Annotated in this window: 15 protein-coding genes; 13 read left to right on the top strand and 2 right to left on the bottom strand. The window is 59.7% G+C overall.

Translation table 11 applies throughout. The features are described from left to right. Nucleotides 1-54: 54 nt before the first annotated feature. The 8 genes from dnaB (at nucleotide 55) to DXB44_RS00545 (ending at nucleotide 9,582) form a co-directional block, all read left to right on the top strand. Nucleotides 55-1,455, top strand: coding sequence for a replicative DNA helicase (dnaB, locus tag DXB44_RS00580; RefSeq protein ID WP_097779667.1), 1,401 nt, complete (start codon nucleotides 55-57; stop codon nucleotides 1,453-1,455). Beyond that, complete coding sequence (gene tilS, locus DXB44_RS00575; RefSeq protein WP_118657366.1) at nucleotides 1,455-2,891, top strand: tRNA lysidine(34) synthetase TilS; 1,437 nt, start codon at nucleotides 1,455-1,457, stop codon at nucleotides 2,889-2,891. The genes dnaB and tilS overlap by 1 nt, the downstream gene beginning before the upstream one ends. Continuing rightward, entirely contained in the window at nucleotides 2,875-3,423 is a 549-nt protein-coding gene (gene hpt, locus DXB44_RS00570) for a hypoxanthine phosphoribosyltransferase (RefSeq protein ID WP_055185051.1), read from the top strand. Before tilS ends, hpt begins: the two co-directional genes overlap by 17 nt. Nucleotides 3,424-3,453: 30 nt before the next feature. Further along, nucleotides 3,454-5,598, top strand: a complete 2,145-nt coding sequence (gene ftsH / locus DXB44_RS00565; protein ID WP_118657365.1) for an ATP-dependent zinc metalloprotease FtsH — start codon at nucleotides 3,454-3,456, stop codon at nucleotides 5,596-5,598. A gap of 27 nt (nucleotides 5,599-5,625) precedes the next feature. Then, the gene (locus DXB44_RS00560) at nucleotides 5,626-6,684 is read left to right on the top strand and encodes a hypothetical protein (RefSeq protein ID WP_118657364.1); all 1,059 of its coding nucleotides are present in this window, start codon (nucleotides 5,626-5,628) and stop codon (nucleotides 6,682-6,684) included. A 75-nt stretch (nucleotides 6,685-6,759) separates the two neighbouring features. Beyond that, nucleotides 6,760-7,539, top strand: a complete 780-nt coding sequence (locus DXB44_RS00555; RefSeq protein WP_118657525.1) for a hypothetical protein — start codon at nucleotides 6,760-6,762, stop codon at nucleotides 7,537-7,539. 194 nt (nucleotides 7,540-7,733) lie between these two features. Next, nucleotides 7,734-8,726 (top strand): LacI family DNA-binding transcriptional regulator, encoded by a 993-nt coding sequence (locus DXB44_RS00550; RefSeq protein ID WP_118657363.1) that lies wholly within the window; start codon nucleotides 7,734-7,736, stop codon nucleotides 8,724-8,726. Between the two features lie 13 nt (nucleotides 8,727-8,739). Continuing rightward, on the top strand, nucleotides 8,740-9,582 hold the full coding sequence (locus tag DXB44_RS00545) for an HAD family hydrolase (RefSeq protein ID WP_118657362.1): 843 nt from the start codon (nucleotides 8,740-8,742) through the stop codon (nucleotides 9,580-9,582). Between the two features lie 209 nt (nucleotides 9,583-9,791). Here the strand turns inward: DXB44_RS00545 and DXB44_RS00540 are convergent, their stop codons facing one another. Then, nucleotides 9,792-10,244: an S-ribosylhomocysteine lyase gene (locus tag DXB44_RS00540; RefSeq protein WP_118657361.1), complete on the bottom strand. Its 453-nt coding sequence runs from the start codon at nucleotides 10,242-10,244 to the stop codon at nucleotides 9,792-9,794. Nucleotides 10,245-10,261: 17 nt separating this feature from the next. Further along, complete coding sequence (pyk, locus tag DXB44_RS00535; protein WP_055185065.1) at nucleotides 10,262-12,013, bottom strand: pyruvate kinase; 1,752 nt, start codon at nucleotides 12,011-12,013, stop codon at nucleotides 10,262-10,264. A 426-nt stretch (nucleotides 12,014-12,439) separates the two neighbouring features. On the opposite strand from pyk, the gene DXB44_RS00530 reads away from it, so the two are divergent. The 5 genes from DXB44_RS00530 to DXB44_RS00510 form a co-directional block, all read left to right on the top strand. Further along, a complete protein-coding gene (locus tag DXB44_RS00530; protein WP_118657360.1) occupies nucleotides 12,440-13,618 on the top strand; it encodes a phosphopentomutase in 1,179 nt (392 codons plus the stop codon). Between the two features lie 38 nt (nucleotides 13,619-13,656). Beyond that, nucleotides 13,657-14,976, top strand: coding sequence for a thymidine phosphorylase (locus tag DXB44_RS00525; protein WP_118657359.1), 1,320 nt, complete (start codon nucleotides 13,657-13,659; stop codon nucleotides 14,974-14,976). A 353-nt stretch (nucleotides 14,977-15,329) separates the two neighbouring features. After that, nucleotides 15,330-16,682, top strand: coding sequence for a Trk system potassium transporter TrkA (gene trkA / locus DXB44_RS00520; RefSeq protein WP_055185070.1), 1,353 nt, complete (start codon nucleotides 15,330-15,332; stop codon nucleotides 16,680-16,682). Between the two features lie 12 nt (nucleotides 16,683-16,694). Further along, a complete protein-coding gene (locus DXB44_RS00515; RefSeq protein WP_118657358.1) occupies nucleotides 16,695-18,137 on the top strand; it encodes a TrkH family potassium uptake protein in 1,443 nt (480 codons plus the stop codon). A 270-nt stretch (nucleotides 18,138-18,407) separates the two neighbouring features. Continuing rightward, nucleotides 18,408-18,925 (top strand): SPFH domain-containing protein (locus DXB44_RS00510; RefSeq protein WP_147366370.1); only part of this gene is annotated, 518 nt, incomplete at its 3' end.

Here is an 18,925-nt window from a genome sequence, read left to right as displayed (position 1 = left end):
GGGCGCTTTTTGGCTTTACAGGATGCTTTGGATTTTGGATAAGGACAAACTACTATGCCGAACGAACGACGTTATTCCAATGAACTGAATCTGGAGAGCGTGGGCATCAATCTGCCCTACAATATGCAGGCAGAGCAGAGCGTGCTGGGCGCGGTGCTGCTCAAGCCCGACACCCTGACCGATCTTGTGGAGATCCTCAAGCCGGAAATGTTCTACACCCGGCAGAACGCCCAGATCTGGACCGAGATGCTGCGCCTGTTTACCAACGACCAGACCATTGATTTTGTTACCCTGCTGGATGCAGTGGTGTCCGATGGCGTGTTCCCCAGCGCAGACGAGGCCAAGATCTATCTGACCGGTCTGGCAGAAACGGTGCCCAGCATCTCCAACGTAAAGGCCTATGCCCAGATCGTGCAGGAAAAATATCTGGTGCGTCAGCTGATGGGGGTAGCCAAGGACATTTTGCAGGACGCCGGGGACGAGCCGGACGCCGATCTTCTGCTGGAAAACGCCGAGCAGCGCATCTACGAGATCCGCTCCGGCCGCGATTCCAGCGCCCTGACCCCGCTTTCGTCCAGCATGGTGGAAACACTGACCAACCTGCAAAAGATCAGCGGCCCGGATGCGGATAAGTACAAGGGTATCCCCACCGGTTTCCGTCTGCTGGACACCGTGCTTACAGGCCTTGGCCGCGGCGATCTGATCATTCTGGCAGCGCGTCCCGGTATGGGCAAGACCAGCTTTGCACTGAACATCGCCACCCGCGTGGCCATGCAGCAAAAGGTTCCGGTGGCCATCTTCAGCTTGGAAATGACCAAGGAACAGCTCACCAACCGTATCCTCTCGTCGGAGGCAGGTATCGACAGTCAAGCCTTCCGTACCGGTGCGCTGCGCGCCGAGGACTGGGAGTATCTGGCGCTGGCCACCGAAAAACTGCACGATGCACCGATCTATATGGACGATACCTCCGGTATCACCATCACCGAGATGAAGGCCAAGATCCGCCGGGTGAATCAGGACCCTGCCCGCCCCAACGTGGGTCTGATCGTCATCGACTATTTACAGCTGATGACCACCGGCCAGCGCAGTGAGAACCGCGTGCAGGAAATCAGCTCCATCACCCGAAACCTGAAGATCATGGCTAAGGAGCTGAACGTGCCCATCATCGCGCTGAGCCAGCTGTCTCGTGCGGTGGAAAAGCAGGGCAACAACTCCAGCCACCGCCCGCAGCTTTCTGACCTGCGCGACTCCGGTTCTATCGAGCAGGATGCAGACTGCGTTCTGTTTTTGTACCGCGATTCCTACTACGCCAGCCAGAACCCGGATGGCGCTGAGGTGGATGCCGATACCGCCGAGTGTATCGTGGCAAAGAACCGTCACGGCGAGACCAGTACCGTGCCGCTGGGCTGGGACGGTGCCCACACCCGCTTTATGGATGTGGACTTCAAGCGCTGATGGATGCCGCGATTCTTGCCCGGGTGGAGGATTTCTGCACCCGGGAGGGGCTTTTGCAGCCCGGCGCACCGCTGCATCTGGCGGCGGCAGTCTCTGGCGGCGCGGACAGCATGGCACTGCTGCTCTTGCTGCGGCAGTTGCAGCCGAGGTTCGGCTATACGCTCTCTGCCTGCCATGTAAACCACGGCCTGCGCGGGCAGAGCGCCGACCGGGACGAAGCCTTTGTGCGGGCAGAATGCGCCCGCTTGGGCGTGCCGCTGCGGGTGTTCCACGCCGCAGAGCTGGCCCCGCCCCCAGCGCACGCCGGGGAGGACTGGGCGCGCCGTCTGCGCTACACGGCCTTTGCGCAGCTGCAAGGGCAGGGGATAGATGCCATCGCTACGGCCCATACTGCAAATGACCAAGCGGAAACGCTGCTGCTGCGGCTGGCACGCGGCACCGGGCTGCACGGGGCGGGCGGCATCCGGCCAAGGCGCGGGTGCTACCTGCGTCCGCTGCTCTGCCTGAGCCGCGCCGAGACCGAGGCCGTCTGTCGGGCAGCGGGGCAGCCGTGGGTCACCGACGAGACCAACGACACCGACGCCTACGCCCGCAACCGGCTGCGCCACAACGCCCTGCCTGCGCTGGAAAGCACCAACGCGGCGGCGGTGCAGAATCTGGCGCGGTTCTGTGAAAAGGCCGCGCGGGTGGATGCCTACCTTGCCGCCGGGGCTGCAAAGCTTCTGGCGGCGGCACGCCTGCCCGGCGCAGAACCGGCGTGGCGTCTGCCGCCCTTGCAGGCGGCAGACCCGCTGCTGCTGGAAACTGCGCTGCACAGCCTTGTGGCTCCGGTGCGGGACGCAGAGGAAAAATATGTGCAGCTGCTGTGTGCTGTGGTGCGGCAGGGCAGCGGCGCAGTACAGCTGACTGGGCAGGTACGCTTTTGCGCCGGGAACGGCTGTCTGCGGCAGGAAACACTGCCGCAAGCGCTGCCCGGACAGCCGGAGAACCTGCCGCCGCAGCTGTCCTTTTTGCCCGAAAAACAGCCGGAATTCCGGCTGCGCGGGGGCTGGAAAGGGAAAGCAGAGCTGTTAAAAGCCGATTTTGAAGAAAAAATACAAGTCGTTCATAAAAAAGACTTAAAAAATCGGGCGGATTATGCTAGAATAACTACGTTGTACACTAGTCTTGTTCTGCGTGCCCGACAGCCGGGAGACCGCTTCCGGCCTGCGGGGCGGGGGTTGAGCAAGCCGCTGCGTAAGTGGATGAACGAGGCCGGTGTCCCGAACGAACTGCGGGATACGCTGCCGCTGCTTGCCAGCGGAAGCGAAATTTTATGGGTGTGTGGAGAAGGCTTTGCCGATGGCCTTGCACCGGACACGGAAAGCAGATGGATCCTGCACTTGGATGCAGAGATCGAAACACAGGAGGAAAAAACAAATGAGTATGCACGATGATATCAAGACCGTTCTGGTCAGCGAAGAGCAGCTGAAGGCCAAGGTGGCAGAGCTGGGTGCTCAGATCAGCCGGGATTATGCCGGTAAAAATCTGGTGCTGGTGTCCATCCTCAAGGGTTCGGTGGTCTTTATGGCCGATCTGATGCGGGCTGTGAGCATCCCCTGCAATATCGACTTTATGGTGGTCTCCAGCTACGGCGGCAGCAATACCACCTCCAGCGGTCTGGTCAAAATCATCAAGGATCTGGACGGTGATCTGTCCGGCAAGGATGTGCTGATCGTGGAGGACATTCTGGACACCGGCGTCACCCTGTCCAACCTTGTGCCCATGCTCAAGATGCGCAACCCGAACTCCGTTAAGATCTGCACCATCCTTGATAAGCCCAGCCGCCGCAAGGCCGACATCCAGCCGGATTACGAGGGTTTTCAGGTGCCGGACGAGTTCGTGGTGGGCTATGGCCTCGACTACGATGAAAAATACCGCAACCTGCCCTATGTCGGCGTGCTGAAACCCGAGGTCTACACGAAGTAACGTGTCCATTATAAAAATCCAGAACTGGAGTTGATTTTTTTGCAACCGAAGAAACCCCGTTTCAATCCGCTGGTGATCGCCATTGTGCTGGCAGCCGTGCTGATGGTGTGGTCGGTGCTGGGCGGCACCGGCGGCAGCGCCAGCGGCTCCTCTATGGCATATTCCACGGTGGTACACTATTTTGAGAGCAATCAGGTCACCAAATTCTCGCTGGATCTGAACACCGGCGTGATCACCATGACCCTGAAGGAGGGCGCGCAGGAGCTGCCCAACGCTGCCGAGCAGAGCACTGCCCAGTCCACGGGCGGGCTGCTTTCCGGCCTGCTGTCCTCCTCTTCCGCTGCCCCCACCGGGGTAAAGAAGAACGATGACGGCACCGAGACAGTCAGCTACAAGCTGCCCTACGCCCGGATGTTCGTGGACCATGTGTCGGACTACATCGCCCAGTACGATGCAGCCAACCCCGATGCGCCCATGGTGTACGACTATGTACCTGCCAAGGAGACCATCCCCTGGATGGAGATCCTGTTCTATCTGGCCATGCTGGGCTGCACCGGCTTTTTGCTGTTCTCCATGATGCGCGGCGGTGCTGGTGGCGGCGGCATCATGAACGTAGGCAAGGCCAAGGTAAAGGACGAGCACGAGAACAAAAAGACTGCCACCTTTGCCGATGTGGCCGGTGAGGACGAGGAAAAGGAGGAGCTCAAGGAAGTTGTGGAGTTCCTCAAGAGCCCGGATAAGTTCAATACGCTGGGTGCCCGCATCCCGCATGGTGTGCTGCTGGTGGGCCCTCCGGGTACCGGTAAGACCCTGCTGGCGCGTGCCTGTGCTGGTGAGGCCGGGGTGCCCTTCTACTCCATCTCTGGCTCTGACTTTGTGGAAATGTATGTCGGCGTGGGCGCCTCCCGTGTGCGTGACCTGTTTGATAAGGCCAAAAAGACCATGCCCTGCATTATCTTTATTGATGAGATCGATGCCGTGGGTCGTCAGCGCGGCGCAGGTCTGGGCGGCGGTCACGATGAGCGCGAGCAGACTTTGAACCAGCTGCTGGTGGAGATGGACGGCTTTGAAGCCAACGACGGCATCATCGTCATGGCTGCCACCAATCGTGCTGATATTCTGGATAAGGCGCTGCTGCGCCCCGGCCGCTTTGACCGTCAGGTCTATGTGGGTCTGCCGGATGTCAGGGGACGCGAGGAGATCCTGAAGGTGCATACCCGCAACAAGCCCCTTGCACCGGACGTCTCCCTGAAGGTCATTGCCCAGCGCACTGCCGGTTTTGCCGGTGCAGACCTTGAGAACCTTGTCAACGAAGCCGCGCTGCTGGCTGCCCGCCGCAACCGCAAGGCCATTACCATGGAGGATATCGAGGAAGCTTCCATGAAGGTGATGGCAGGCCCTGAGAAGAAGAGCCGCGTGGTCACCCCGGAGGAGAAAAAACTCACCGCCTACCACGAGGCCGGTCACGCAGTAGCAGGCTTCTACTGCAAGCACCACCCCCGCGTGCACGAGATCACCATCATCCCGCGCGGTCAGGCTGGCGGCTACACCATGTATCTGCCCGAGAAGGACCGCAGCTATGTGACCAAGGGCGAGATGTTTGAGGACATCGTGTCCAGCTTGGGCGGCCGCGTGGCCGAGCAGCTGATCTTGGAGGACATCTCCACCGGTGCCTCCAACGACCTGCAGCAGGCCACCAATATCGCCCGCCAGATGATCACCCGCTACGGCTTCTCCGAGCGTCTGGGCCCTGTGGTCTATGGTACCTCGCAGGAGGAGACCTTCCTTGGCCGCGACTTTGGTCAGGGCAAGGGTTACAGCGAGACCACCGCTGCCGAGATCGACAGCGAGACCCGTGATATCATCGACGAGGCCTACGAGACCTGCCGCCGTACCCTGACGGAGCACATCGACCAGCTCCATGCGTTGGCCAAGGCTCTGATGGAGCGCGAAAAGCTCAACGAGGAGCAGTTCAACACTATTATGGCCGGCGGCACTCTGCCCCCCTGCGAGGATGCAAAGCCTGAGCAGGCGCAGCCCGACCAGACCGTGCAGCCTGCCCCAGTGCAGCCCGCAGAGCCTGCGGAAACTGCTGAGCGTGCCGAACCCGCCGAGCAGGCCGAGCCTGTCCAGCCGGAAGCGCCGCAGCCAGACGCCCCGGAGCAGCAGGACTAAGCTTTTTTAAGAAAAGGAGCGAACATCGTGGAGGAAAATTTTAACCCGGTCGCCCAGACCCGCGCAAACTACTATACCCCCGGCAGCCCGGTGCAGTTCGTCTGCGTGGAGCTGCTTAAGGGGGACGTCAGCGGCGAGCACGCTGTCTGCCTGACCTTCAAGAATATTTCCCGCGTGACCCTGACCGCACTGGAGATCCACTTCAAATGCAAAGGCGTGGACGGTGTGATCCTGTGCGAGGATAAGTTCGAGTATCGGGATCTTCAGGTAAAGCCTGGCGAGCTGTTCGGGCAGGACGATGCCGTGTTCATCACGGCAAAGGCCATCACCAGCGTGGATGTTTCGCTGTGCAATGTGTACAACGGCAAGCGTGTGGTGCATCTGGACGGCATCAAGCGTGTGCGCCTGCCCGCACCCCGCCGTCTGGCTCCAGAGCTGCAAAAGACGCTGGAAGCCCGCATGAACCGCACCGGGCTCAAGTATCAGCCGCAGGTGTTTGAAAACGGCTGGTACTGCGCCTGCGGTGCCTTCCACCCCACTGAGGAGGACACCGTTTACTGCTCGGAGTGTGGCTGTGACCGCATTCTGCTGCAGAATGCGCTGAATACCCTGTTGCAGCCCGCCGCCCCGGCAGACGAGATGGAAATGCCCCTCAGCGCCCCGGCGGCGCCCGCAGCGTCCGCTGCGGTGGAGGAGCCTACCCGCATCGTGGGTGTAGCCCCTACCGCCCCGGCAGCGCCCGTAGAGGAGCCCACCCGGGTCATGGGCGCAGCGGCTTACCAGCCGAAGGCTGCCCCCGTCCAGCCCATCTCGGAGCCTACCCGTGTGCTGGACGCCGCTGACCGCGCACCAATTTCCGACGTTGCTGCGGCAGACGAGGGCACCCGCGTGATGCCCGCCGCTGCCCGCCGTCCGGCACCGGCTCCGGTGCGTCAGCCCGCGCCTGTGGAGGACGATGACGAGGAGTACGAGGACAGCCGGGACAGCGTGGCAGAAGCGCTGATCCGCTGGGTGCCGCCCATTACGGCCATCCTGTGCGCAGCCATTGCGCTGTGCGGCTTTGTGTACTACCAGTTCGTGCTGTAAAATAAGATTCATCCCGGCGGAGGGGGCAGCGTGCCTTCTCCGCCTTTTGTGTGCATTGCACAGAAAGGAAATGCCATGCCGGAACAAGCCTTACAGGTGGCTTTTGAGATCAAGACCGCCTGCGATGAGATCAGCCGCCGCCTGCTGCGCTGGCACTGGGAGCGCAAGCCCGGGGCGCACAGTCTGGACGCGCTGCTGGAGCATATTGCCGTCCGCAAGCAGGAAAGCCCGGATTATTATGACCGTATGCCGGATCTTACCGGCAAGACCAGCTGGCAGCAGCTGGACACTACCCTGTGTATGCGGGTGCTGCTGGACCCGGAGACTGATGCTGCCCGCCCGCTGGACTTGCTGGGCAACACGGCGCACCCCTCTGCCGCCCGCCATGCCTGCAACGCCATCCGCACCGCCCGCAACGAAGCTGCCCACGCGGCAGTTGCAGCAGACGGCGCACAGGCGGCGCTGCTGTTCAACGAGGCCATCGAGGCGCTGGAAGAGGGCTACGCCGGTACCGCCTTTAAGGAGAACGAGTTGGCGCAGTATTACCGCGAAGCCGAGGACTACCTGAGCCGGTGCAGCGAGGGCAAACCCCTTAAAGCGCGCCAGAGCAGCCCGCAGAACACACAGCAGGGGAAAGCTGCTGCCCGCAGCAAGCCCCGCAGTGCACAGCAGACCCGCAGCACCAAAAACACTGCCGCCCGCAGCCGCAGCACCGGTACAAAGCAGAGCCGCGGCACAGCCTCCCGCAGCAAAAAGCAGCAGACCGGCGGCGAGAGCAAGGCAGCGCTGGGCATTATTCTGGCGGCGCTGGTGCTGGGGATTATCGCACGCGCCATCAGCATGGGTTTGCTGTAAACGCAACGTTATTTGCAAATCTGGAGGTAAATTGGAAAGCGAAAACGGCTGCGCTGTACAAAACAACCAAAAAAGTAGCGGATAGCCCCGCAGAAAAACGGTCATTGCACCTCTTGCGGGAAATATGAAACGGATTTATAATAAGCATGAAAACGTTTACACATTACCGCCGGAGAGGGAACGGAGAAAAACCCATGACCATCAGTGATATTGCAAAGCTGGCAGGCGTTTCCAGTGCTGCGGTCAGCCGCTATTTGAATGGCGGCCCTCTCAGCGAGCAGAAGCGTGCCGTGATACAAGCCGTAGTGGAGCAGACCGGTTACAGCCCGGACACTGCCGCCCAGACCCTGCGCACTGGCAAGGTGCGTCAGGTGGGGGTCATTGTGCCCAGCATCAGCTCCCAGTCGGTGGGGCAGATCACCAGCGGCATTGCGACCGAGCTGGGCGCAAGCCGCTACCTGATGCTGCTGGCTGACACCGAGCTGGACGAGCAGATGGAGCTGGAATACCTTACAGCATTGCAGCGCAACCACGTGGCCGGTATCATTCTACTGGGCTGTGATAACAGCCCACAGCTGTGCAAGGCACTGAAGGACTGCCGTGTGCCCGTGGTAGTAACAGGGCAGCGCTTTGCAGACCTGCCCTGCGTTTATAACGACGACCGCTCTGCCGCCCGCGACCTGACCCGGAAGATGCTGGAGCATGGCCGCAAAAATATTGTGTACATCGGCGGCAGCGAGCAGGACGCTGCCACCGGCGCGGCCCGCCGTCAGGGTGTGCAGGATGCGCTGCGAGAGGTGGGACTAAATGCAGATGGTCTGCCCCGCGCCTGCTGCGCTGTCTTTTCCATGGAAGAAGGACAACGCTGCATGGAGGAGCTGTTGGCGCGCTGCCCGCAGCTGGACGGTGTGATCTGCGTGACCGACACCGTGGCCTTTGGCGCTTTGCAGGTGCTGCGCGCTGCTGGACGCAGGGTAGGGGAGGACGTAGGCCTTGCAGGCATCGGAGATAACTGGGCGAGCAAGGTAGTGCAGCCCGGCTTGACCACCATCCGCTTCTACCAAAAGCAGGTAGGGCAGGAGGCCGCCCGGATGCTGCTGCAAAGCCTGGAGCATACCGGGCCGGACGCTGCGCCGGTGCGCCAGACCACGCTGGGCTATACGCTGGTAGAGCGCGGCTCGCTGTAAAAAAGAGGAACAAATGAAACAAAAACTGATCTTTTTAGATATCGATGGCACTCTGCTGCCCCCGGGCGAGATGCTGATCCCCCAAAGCACGGTGGAAGCGCTGCGCAAGGCGCGTGCCAACGGCCATAAACTGTTTCTGTGCACCGGGCGCAACCTGCGCATGACCCAGCCGCTGCTGCACTACGGCTTTGACGGCGCGGTATGCAGTGCTGGCGGTTATGTGTTTTGCGGGGACAAGGTGCTGGTAGACCTGCCTATGGAGCCGCAGCTGGCAGAGGGTGTGCGCAGCGCCATGGAGCGCCACGGTGTAGAGTGCACGCTGGAAGCGCGGGATGCCACCTACGGCAGCCTGAAGATGATCGAGCGCTGGAGCTTCACCCACCGGGATGCAGGCAATCTGAACAGCGAAGCCGCCCGTTGGCGCAAGGCCATGGAGGACGGCATGACCATCAGTCCACTGGCTGATTACAAGGGTGAACCGTTGTATAAGATCGTGTATATTGCGGAGCACAGCAAGGACTTGGACGAGGCCAAGCGCCTGTACGAGGATCGCTTTGTGTTCTGCGAGAGCAAGCTGGACGGTCTGGACGGCGGCTATGTGAACGGCGAGCTTATCAACCGTAAATTTGACAAAGGACGCGGCATCAAGGCCGTCTGCGACTATCTCGGCGTGCCCCTGCAGGACAGCATCGGCTTTGGCGACAGCGACAACGATCTGCAAATGACTGATGTGGTCGGCATCAGCGTCTGTATGGCCAATGGCTCTGCAAGCCTGAAGCAGCGCTGCGACCGCATTGCTCCCTCGGTGTATGAGGACGGCATTGCTAAGGAGTTTGCAGCCTTGGGGCTGATTTGATCGTTTTAGATATAGAGGCCATTTCCAATTGAAACCCTTTTCCTGTGAAAATTCAATCCCGGAAAGTCCGCAGACTTTCCGGGATTGTTCTTTAATAATAAAATTCCTATTGACATGGCCAGAGCGGAAGCGGAGGCCATTCAAAATCGTTTTGCAATGAAAAGGAGCACCGCACAAAAAACCGTGCGGTGCTCCTTTTGGTTCATAGATCAGTAGTGCAGATCCTCTGCGGTCAGCGCTTCCAGCACGGGCAGCATAGCAGCGGCCTCGGCCTTGGCAGCAGGCAGATCCATATCGCGGTAGTTGCCGCACTCCACCTCGCTGGCACCGGGCACAGCGCCCTCAAAATCGGCCATAAAGCGGTAGGCGTCCACCGTCAGCTGCAATGCCTGCGCCGGGGTCAGCCCCCGGGTCAGCAGGTAAAAACCGGTGCGGCAGCCCATGGGGCCAACATAGATCACCCCGTCCTTCACGGCACTGTTGCGTGCATAGGTTGCAAACAGGTGCTCCAGCGTGTGGGCAGCGGCGGTGCTCAGGTAATCGCCCTGATTGGGCTTTTTCATGCGGATGTCCCAGGTGAGCACATCGCCGTCCTGACGGCTCAGGTACATTCCGCGCTCCAGCCGGGTGTGATCTACGCAAAAGCTTGCGATACGTTCCATACTACAGTTCTCCTTTATCAGCCCTGCAGGCGCTGCACACTGCCGTGTGCGCAGTCCACAGCCACCATCAGACCATCGCGGATGTGGCTGGTAGCACCGGCGGCACCCACAACGGTGGGCTTCAGCAGTGCCTTGCCGGCAATAGCGGCGTGGCTGTTCAGGCCGGGCTCCTCTACCACCAGAGCGGCAGCATCGCGTACAAAGCTCAGCATCTCGTTGCTGGTGGAGGGCACCACCAGCACCATGCCGGGCTTGAACTTGGCACGCACCTCGTCCATGGTGCGGCAGACGCAGGCCTTGCCGCTGGCAACATCGTTGTTCTCGGGGCCGACACCCACGCCGGTAGCCAGACAGTTGCCCACCATGTGGATCTTGATCATGTTGGTGGTGCCGGAAACGCCAACGGGCACGCCTGCGGTCACAACAGCCAGCTCGCCGTTGTGCAGGTAGCCGTTCTCCTTGGCCAGAGCAGTGGACATCTCGATCAGCTCATCGGTGCTGTGTGCCAGAGACATCATCAGCGGAGTGATGCCCCAACTCAGGGACAGCTGACGCTGCACCTGCTCGCGCATGACGCAGGCAATAATGGGCTGCTGCGGGCGGTACTTGCTCAGCAGGCGGGCGGTAGTGCCGGACTCGGACACGGTAACGATGGCGGCGGCGTTCACATCCCGTGCGGTCAGGCAGGCAGCATGGGCGGTAGCGTCAGAGACGCTGATCTTGCCGGGGTTGGAATCCATCGTGCGGCCGCGAAGATGGAAGCCCTCCTGCTCAGTGCGCTCAGCAATGGCGGACATGGTCTTGAGTGCCTCCACGGGGTAGGCACCGGCAGCGGTCTCACCGGACAGCATAATGGCAGAGGTGCCGTCGTAGATGGCGTTTGCCACGTCCGAGATCTCGGCGCGGGTGGGGCGGGGGTTCACGATCATGCTGTCCAGCATCTGGGTAGCGGTGACGATGGGCTTGCCGAAGGAGAAGGAGCGGTCGATAATAGTCTTCTGGATGCCGGGCAGTTCGGTGAAGTCGATCTCCACGCCCAGATCGCCACGGGCCACCATCACGGCATCGGCAGCAGCCAGAATGCTGTCGATGTTGTTCACGCCCTCGCGGTTCTCGATCTTTGCAATGATGCGGATGTTGGAATCGTACTGGTTCAGCAGGTTGCGGATATCGTACACGTCCTGTGCGGTGCGCACAAAGGAGGCAGCGATGAAATCGTAACCCTGCTGGATGCCGAAGATGATGTCATCCTTATCGCGCTGGCTCATATACGGCATGGACAGGTGCACGCCGGGCACGTTGACGCCCTTCTTGTTCTTGATCTTGCCGCTATTCAGTACGGTGCAGACGATGTCGGTGTCGTTCACGGTCTGGATCTGCAGCTTGATCAGGCCGTCGTCCAGCATGATGGTGCCGTTCGGCTCCACGTCCATGGGCAGATCCTTGTAGGTGATGGAGCAGATCTCGTTGGTGCCCTCCACATCGCGGGTGGTCAGGGTAAAGGTCTGGCCGGCAACCAGATTCTCAACGCCGTTCTTGAAGTCCTTCAGGCGGATCTCGGGACCCTTGGTGTCCAGCAGTGCAGCCACGGGCTTACCCAGCTCCTCGCGCAGAGCCTTCAGCTTTTCAAGGCGACCCAGATGCTCCTCGTGGGAACCGTGGGAAAAATTGAAACGAGCCACGTTCATGCCGTTGGCGATCAGATCGCGCAGCACGCCTTCCTTATCGGTGGAAGGGCCAAGGGTGCAAATAATTTTCGTCTTTCTCATGCAATATACCTCCGTCAACTCTCTCTTACCTATATCCGGCACAGCATCCCTGCAGGCTGCTGTGTATGACCAAGGGAAACAAAAAAAGCTCCCGGTACAGCGGGTCGGTTTATATGGCAGAGCGGGAAAACCAAAAACTCTACCAACTATTATTATAATCATTCCGGTGCAAGAGAGCAAGAGGAATTTTTGCTTGAATACAAGTTTTTGCGTTTGTTTCTGTCCGCAGGAGGGATTGTAAAACTTTTAACGATGCGCCGCGGCTTTCCGCTTGCTGCCCGACAGGGGAAAACTGCTGCAAAACACAAAAACTGATAAGACCGCACAAGGCTGCGTCCTCTTGCATCCGGGGGACTTTTTGCTTATAATAGGAATAACAAAGTAGTACTGTTCCGGGGTGCGCCCCGGAGAAATGGAGTGACCATTATGGAAAAACGCGTTTTTCTGATCGTGCTGGACAGCTTTGGTATTGGCGCAGAGCCGGACGCCGCTGCCTTTGGCGATGCAGGCACCAACACCTTGGGTGCCATTGCGAACCACCCCAATTTCAATTGCCCCAATCTGCGCAAGCTGGGCTTGTTCAACATTGACGGTGTGACCGCAGGGGAGAGAACGGATGCCCCGGCGGCTGCCTTTGCCCGCCTGCAGGAGCAGAGCATGGGCAAGGATACCACCATCGGCCACTGGGAGATCGCCGGTGTAGTCAGCCCGGAGCCGCTGCCCACCTTCCCCGAGGGCTTCCCGGAGGAGCTGATCCGGGAGTACGAGCAAAAGACCGGCCACAAGGTGCTGTGCAACAAGCCCTATTCCGGCACGCAGGTACTGAAGGACTACGGCGAGCAGGCCATGCGGGAAAACGCCCTCATCGTCTACACCAGCGCCGACAGCGTTTTTCAGGTGGCCGCCAACGAAGAACTGGTGCCGGTGCACGAGCTGTACCGCTACTGTGAGATTGCCCGGGAAATGCTCAAGGGCAAGTACGGCGTGGGCCGCGTGATCGCCCGCCCCTTCCTGGGCAACAGCGCCGACACCTTCTACCGCACCACCAACCGCCACGACCTGAGCCTGAAGCCGCCCCGCGCCACCATGCTGGATCTGTTAAAGGATGCCGGTAAGGACGTGATCGCTGTGGGCAAAATTTACGATATTTTTGACGGCGAGGGCGTGACCGAAAAGATCAAGACCACCGGCAACACCAATGGCATCGCCTTTACCAAGGCTTTGCAGACCCGGGATTTTGAGGGCCTTGCCTTTGTGAATCTGGTGGACTTTGATATGCTCTACGGCCACCGCCGCGATGTGGCAGGCTACGCTGCCGCCGCCACCGAGTTCGACCGTTTTCTGGCCGATTTCCTCCCGGGTATGCGGGAGGGTGACCTGCTTATGATCACCGCCGACCACGGCTGCGACCCCTCCTACACCAAGACCACCGACCATACCCGCGAGTATGTGCCGTATCTGGTCTGCGGCAAGGGCGTGAAGGCGGGGACGGATCTGGGCACCAAGCTGTGCTTCGGCACCATCGCCAAGACCATCTGCGAGTATCTGGAAGTGGACGCTTCCACGCTGGACGGCAAGAGCGTATGGCAGGAGATCCGGGCATAAAACGCCCCCAAAAACAGGAAGAACAGGAGCGTGAAACGATGCGTATTTATGATCTGATCGCAAAAAAACGGGATGGCGGCACCCACACCCGGGAAGAGCTGGAAGCTATTGTCAACGGCTTCGTCAGCGGGGAAGTGGCCGATTATCAGATGGCTGCATGGATGATGGCGGTGTATCTGCGCGGCATGACCAATGAGGAGACCGCTGAGCTGACCGATGTGATGGCGCACAGCGGCGTGATGGTAGACCTTTCGCCCATTCCGGGCATCAAGGTGGACAAGCACTCCACCGGCGGTGTGGGCGACAAGACCACGCTGGTCATCGCACCCATCGTGGCAGCCTGCGGGGTGAAGATCGCCAAAATGAGCGGCCGGGGCTTAGGCCACACCGGCGGCACCATCGACAAGATGGAGAGCGTGCCCGGCACAAAGACCGCCCTCTCGCAGGAGGAATTTTTTGCACAGGTGAACCAGATCGGTCTGTCGGTCATCGGCCAGAGCGAGGGCATTGCCGTGGCGGATAAAAAGATGTACGCCCTGCGGGACGTTACCGCTACTGTCAGCTGCATCCCGTTGATTGCGTCCAGCATCATGTCCAAAAAGCTGGCCTCCGGTTCGGACGCCATCCTGCTGGATGTCACCACCGGCACGGGTGCCTTTATGAAGACCGTAGATCAAAGCATTGAACTGGCGCAGCTGATGGTCGCCATCGGCACCCACCATGGCCGCCGGGTAGCCGCCATGATCACCGATATGGACACCCCGCTGGGGCACAACATCGGCAACAGTCTGGAAGTCATGGAGAGTATGGACGTGCTCAAGGGCCACGGCCCGGCAGACCTGACCGAGGTGTGCCTGCAATTGGCGGCCAACATGCTGGTACTGGCAGGCAAGGGCGATGCCGCCCACTGCCGCGCTATGGCCGAGGCGGTCATTGCGGACGGCTCTGCCTTTGAAAAGTGCAAGGAAATGTTTGCCGCGCAGGGCGGCGACATCCGGGTGCTGGATGATTACAGCCTGTTTGCACAGCCCGCCGCCAGCTACGAACTGCTGGCCGAGCAGGACGGCTACATTGTGGCCAACGATGCGGAAAAGATCGGTTCTGCCAGTGTGCTGCTGGGCGCAGGCCGCCAGAAAAAAGGCGACCCGCTGGATTTTGCCGCCGGTATCACCCTGCACAAAAAGCGCGGCGACTATGTGCATAAGGGCGAAAGCCTTGCCACCTTCTACGGCGCAGCGGACAAGTTTGAAGCCGCTGCCGCCGAGTACCGCAGCGGCCTTGTGTACGGCGCGGAAAAGCCGGAGGAAGCTCCGCTGGTGTACGCCCTTGTCACCAAGGACGGCGTAGAGCGGTACTGAGACCTGACAGCAGGGAAAACCCTGTTTTTCCGTGAAAATGCAATGCCGGGCAGCCCGCAGGCGGCCCGGCATTGCTCTTATAACAATAGTTTTTCCACTGAGGATGCCCAAAGCGTATGCGGTGGGCATTCTAAATCGTTTTGCCCCAAGGGGACTGCTGCACAAAGCTGTGCGGCAGCCCCTTTTTGCGTTTTCACGCTGCAAATTGGCCTTTTGCACAAAAGAACTGTCGCTTTTTAAGCAATTCGCTGTATTTGCGGGGCAAACGGTAGAACTTTGCATCGGGATATGGTATACTACACTGTACTTGCATGCCCCGGAAAAAGGGGCTGCCAAAGGAGAAAGGACTTGTTATGAAGATCATTCTGGTGGGCGGCGGCAAGGTCGGCACGGCTCTGGCGCGCCAGCTCAGCGAGGAAGGCCACAACGTGACTGTGGTGGACACCAACAAGGCGCGCGTGGAGCACCTGACCGAAAGCTACGACGTGCTGGGCATCGTGGGCAATGGCTCGTCCATCACCACCCTATCCGAGGCGGGCATTGAGGATGCGGATGTGTTCATTGCGGTCACCGGCTCGGACGAACTGAACCTGCTTTGTTGCATGTTTGCCAAAAAGGCGGGTCACTGCCACGGTATTGCCCGCGTGCGCAACCCGTCCTACAGCCACGAGTTGGACTTTATCAAAAAGCAGATCGGCATTTCCGCCATCATCAACCCGGAAATGGCAGCGGCAAAGGAGATCTCCCATCTGCTGCGGTTCCCCGGTGCCAGCAAGATCGATACCTTTGCGGACGGCCGTGTGCGGCTGATCAAGTTTGCGCTGCCCGATGCACTGGACGGCGTAGCCATCCGCGAGATTCCCACCCGGCTCAAGAGCGATATTCTGGTGTGCGCGGTGGAGCGTGAGGGCGGGGTCATCATCCCCAACGGTAACTTTGTGCTGCAAAAGGGCGATCAGGTCACCTTCCTTGCTACGCAGGAAAAGGCCCACGCCTTCTTCCAGCAGCTGCATCTGCCGGTGCAGCCGGTGCGCAACGCCCTGATCGTGGGCGGCGGTGCCATTGCCTACTACCTCAGTCAGGAACTGCTGGAAAACCATGTACGGGTGCGCATCGTGGAGCGGGACGCAGCCCGCTGCGTGGAACTGGCCGAGCAGCTGCCCGGCGCACAGATCCTGAACGAGGACGGCTCCAACCGCGAGTTTTTGCTTTCCGAGGGTCTGGAATCTACCGAAGCCTTTGTGGCGCTGACCAACATCGACGAAGAGAACGTGCTGCTGACCCTGTTTGCCAAAAAGCACTCCAACGGCAAACTGGTGACCAAGGTCAACCGTCTGGAATTTGACGATATTCTGGCCGGGCTGGATCTGGGCAGCGTGGTCTACCCCAAGTACATGACCTGTGACTACATCGTGCAGTACGTCCGCGCCCTGCAAAACGAGGCGGGCAACAACATCAAGACTCTGTACCGCATTCTGGACGACCGCGTGGAGGCACTGGAATTTACGGTGCACGAGGAGAGCGCCGCTACCGGTGTGCCCCTGAGCCAGCTGCACCTGAAAAAGAACCTGCTGCTGTGCTGCATTACCCGCGGCAGCAAGATTTTGATCCCCCGCGGCGGCGACCAGATCCAAGTGGGCGATAACGTCATCGTGGTCACGCTGGAGCATGGTCTGCACGATCTGCGCGATATCGTGGAGCACTGACGGAGGCGGACTATGAATTATGCGATCGTTTTTCGTCTGCTGGGCTATGTGCTGATGATCGAGGGCGCGTTGCTGCTGCTGCCCGCCGCCGCCAGCTTAGTGTATGGCGAGTGGATGGTGCTGGGCGTGTTTCTGCTCACAGCTGCGGTCAGCGCCGGCATCGGCTACGCCCTGCACACCATCAAAGCCCGCAGTAAGGTGTTCTATATGCGCGAAGGCTTTGCGGCTACCTCGCTGTGCTGGGTGTTCATCTCGGTGATGGGCGCGGTGCCCTTTGTGCTCACCGGCTGCATCCCGAACCCCGTGGATGCCCTGTTTGAGACGGTCTCCGGCTTTACCACCACCGGTGCCAGCATTCTGCCCGCCGTGGAGGGGCTGCCCAACGGTATTCTGTTCTGGCGCAGCTTTACCCACTGGATCGGCGGTATGGGCGTTCTGGTGTTTCTGCTCTCACTGCTGCCGCTGACCGGCGGCTCCCACGTCAACCTGATGAAAGCCGAAAGCCCCGGCCCGCAGGTGGATAAGCTGGTCCCCAAAGTACAGTCTACCGCTAAGATCCTGTACGGCATCTACTTTGCCCTCACCGTGCTGGAACTGGTGTTCCTGCTTGTTGGCAGAATGCCCCTGTTCGAAGCCATGCTCACTGCCTTTGGTACGGCGGGCACCGGCGGCTTCGGCTTCCGCAACGACAGCTTTGCCAGCTTTTCGCCCTACATCCAGTGGGTCGTGACCATCTTCATGATCCTGTTCGGCGTCAACTTCAATGCCTACTTCCTGCTGCTCATGCGCAAGTTCCGCCGCGCTGCTGCCAGCGAGGAGGTGCGGGGCTACTTTGTGGTCATTGCGGTGGCAGTGGGCATCATCACCGCCAATATTTATAGTATGTACAACAGCTTTGGCGAGGCGCTGCGGCAGGCCGCTTTTCAGGTGGGCTCCATCATCACCACCACCGGCTTTTCCAGCTGCGATTTTGACCTGTGGCCCACCCTCTCTAAAGAGATTCTGGTCATGCTCATGTTCATTGGCGCCTGCGCCGGCAGTACCGGCGGCGGCATCAAAGTGAGCCGCTTCCTCATTCTGGGCAAGACCCTGGCTAAGGAGCTCAAGACTGCCCTGCACCCGCAGGTGGTAGCGCCCGCCCGCATGGACGGCAAGCTGTTGAACCACGAGACCATCCGCACCACCAACGTGTTTGTGGCGGCGTATATCTTTATTTTTGCGGCCTCCTTTTTCCTCATCAGCCTGAACGGCTTTGATATGGTCACCAACTTTACCGCCGTGGCTGCTACCCTGAACAACATCGGCCCGGGCTTGGAAATGGCAGGCCCAATGCAGAACTTCGGCTGCTTTGCAGACCCCGCAAAGCTGGTGCTCATCTTCGATATGCTGGCCGGACGTCTGGAGATCTTCCCCATGCTGGTGCTGTTCATGCCGGATACATGGCGGCGGTTCTAAGCCTTTTTGAGTACGGGACAAGCATAAAAATATTATTTCGGAACACCGGAGTCTCTATGGACGCTCCGGTGTTCTTTTTGTGAAAGAAGTCGGAAAGACAGATGGCAACGGTTAGAAATGCCTTGCGTTCAGTGCCGCATTGCAGTATGATTATAATATCAATTATCTGACCCTTACCCCTGAGCAGGCAGAACCTTTTTACAAACGAAATCGTTCTGCATGATAAAAAAGAAGAAAGCAAAACAATAAAACGTACAGGAGGAAATTACTATGGGTTTGATCAAAGCAGGTATGGGCGCACTGGGCGGAACTCTTGCAGACCAGTGGAAGGAATTTTTCTATTGCGATTCTCTGGACAAGGATGTGCTGATGGTCAAGGGCCAGAAGCGCACTTCCCGCCGCAGCTCCAACCACGGCGAGGACAACATTATCACCAACGGCAGCGGCATTGCTGTGGCCGATGGCCAGTGTATGCTCATCGTGGAGCAGGGCAAGGTGGTGGAGGTGTGCGCCGAGCCGGGCGAGTATACCTTCGATTCCTCCACCGAGCCCAGCGTGTTCACCGGCAACTTCGGCGATAGTCTGGCTGCTACCTTCCAGACCGTAGCCAAGCGCTTTACCTACGGCGGCGACACCGGCAAGGACCAGCGGGTGTACTACATCAACACCAAGGAGCTGGGCGAGATCCTGTACGGCACTGCCACCCCCATCCCGTTCCGCGTGGTGGTCAGCGAGGAGCGGGGCTATAAGCTCTCGGTGAATATTCGCTGCAACGGCAGCTTTACTTA

It is taken from the genome of Faecalibacterium sp. OM04-11BH, from assembly GCF_003482185.1.
In the GTDB taxonomy this organism is placed as follows: Bacteria; Bacillota; Clostridia; order Oscillospirales; family Ruminococcaceae; genus Faecalibacterium; species Faecalibacterium tardum.
Note: the sequence above shows the minus strand (reverse complement) of the source record. Positions and strands in the feature narration are given on the sequence as shown.

Coding starts and splice junctions, on each gene's coding strand:
- dnaB (WP_097779667.1), top strand. CDS start 55: ATGCCGAACGAACGACGTTATTCCAATGAACTGAATCTGGAGAGCGTG.
- tilS (WP_118657366.1), top strand. CDS start 1,455: ATGGATGCCGCGATTCTTGCCCGGGTGGAGGATTTCTGCACCCGGGAG.
- hpt (WP_055185051.1), top strand. CDS start 2,875: ATGAGTATGCACGATGATATCAAGACCGTTCTGGTCAGCGAAGAGCAG.
- DXB44_RS00555 (WP_118657525.1), top strand. CDS start 6,760: ATGCCGGAACAAGCCTTACAGGTGGCTTTTGAGATCAAGACCGCCTGC.
- DXB44_RS00550 (WP_118657363.1), top strand. CDS start 7,734: ATGACCATCAGTGATATTGCAAAGCTGGCAGGCGTTTCCAGTGCTGCG.
- DXB44_RS00545 (WP_118657362.1), top strand. CDS start 8,740: ATGAAACAAAAACTGATCTTTTTAGATATCGATGGCACTCTGCTGCCC.
- DXB44_RS00540 (WP_118657361.1), bottom strand. CDS start 10,244: ATGGAACGTATCGCAAGCTTTTGCGTAGATCACACCCGGCTGGAGCGC.
- pyk (WP_055185065.1), bottom strand. CDS start 12,013: ATGAGAAAGACGAAAATTATTTGCACCCTTGGCCCTTCCACCGATAAG.
- DXB44_RS00530 (WP_118657360.1), top strand. CDS start 12,440: ATGGAAAAACGCGTTTTTCTGATCGTGCTGGACAGCTTTGGTATTGGC.
- DXB44_RS00525 (WP_118657359.1), top strand. CDS start 13,657: ATGCGTATTTATGATCTGATCGCAAAAAAACGGGATGGCGGCACCCAC.
- trkA (WP_055185070.1), top strand. CDS start 15,330: ATGAAGATCATTCTGGTGGGCGGCGGCAAGGTCGGCACGGCTCTGGCG.
- DXB44_RS00515 (WP_118657358.1), top strand. CDS start 16,695: ATGAATTATGCGATCGTTTTTCGTCTGCTGGGCTATGTGCTGATGATC.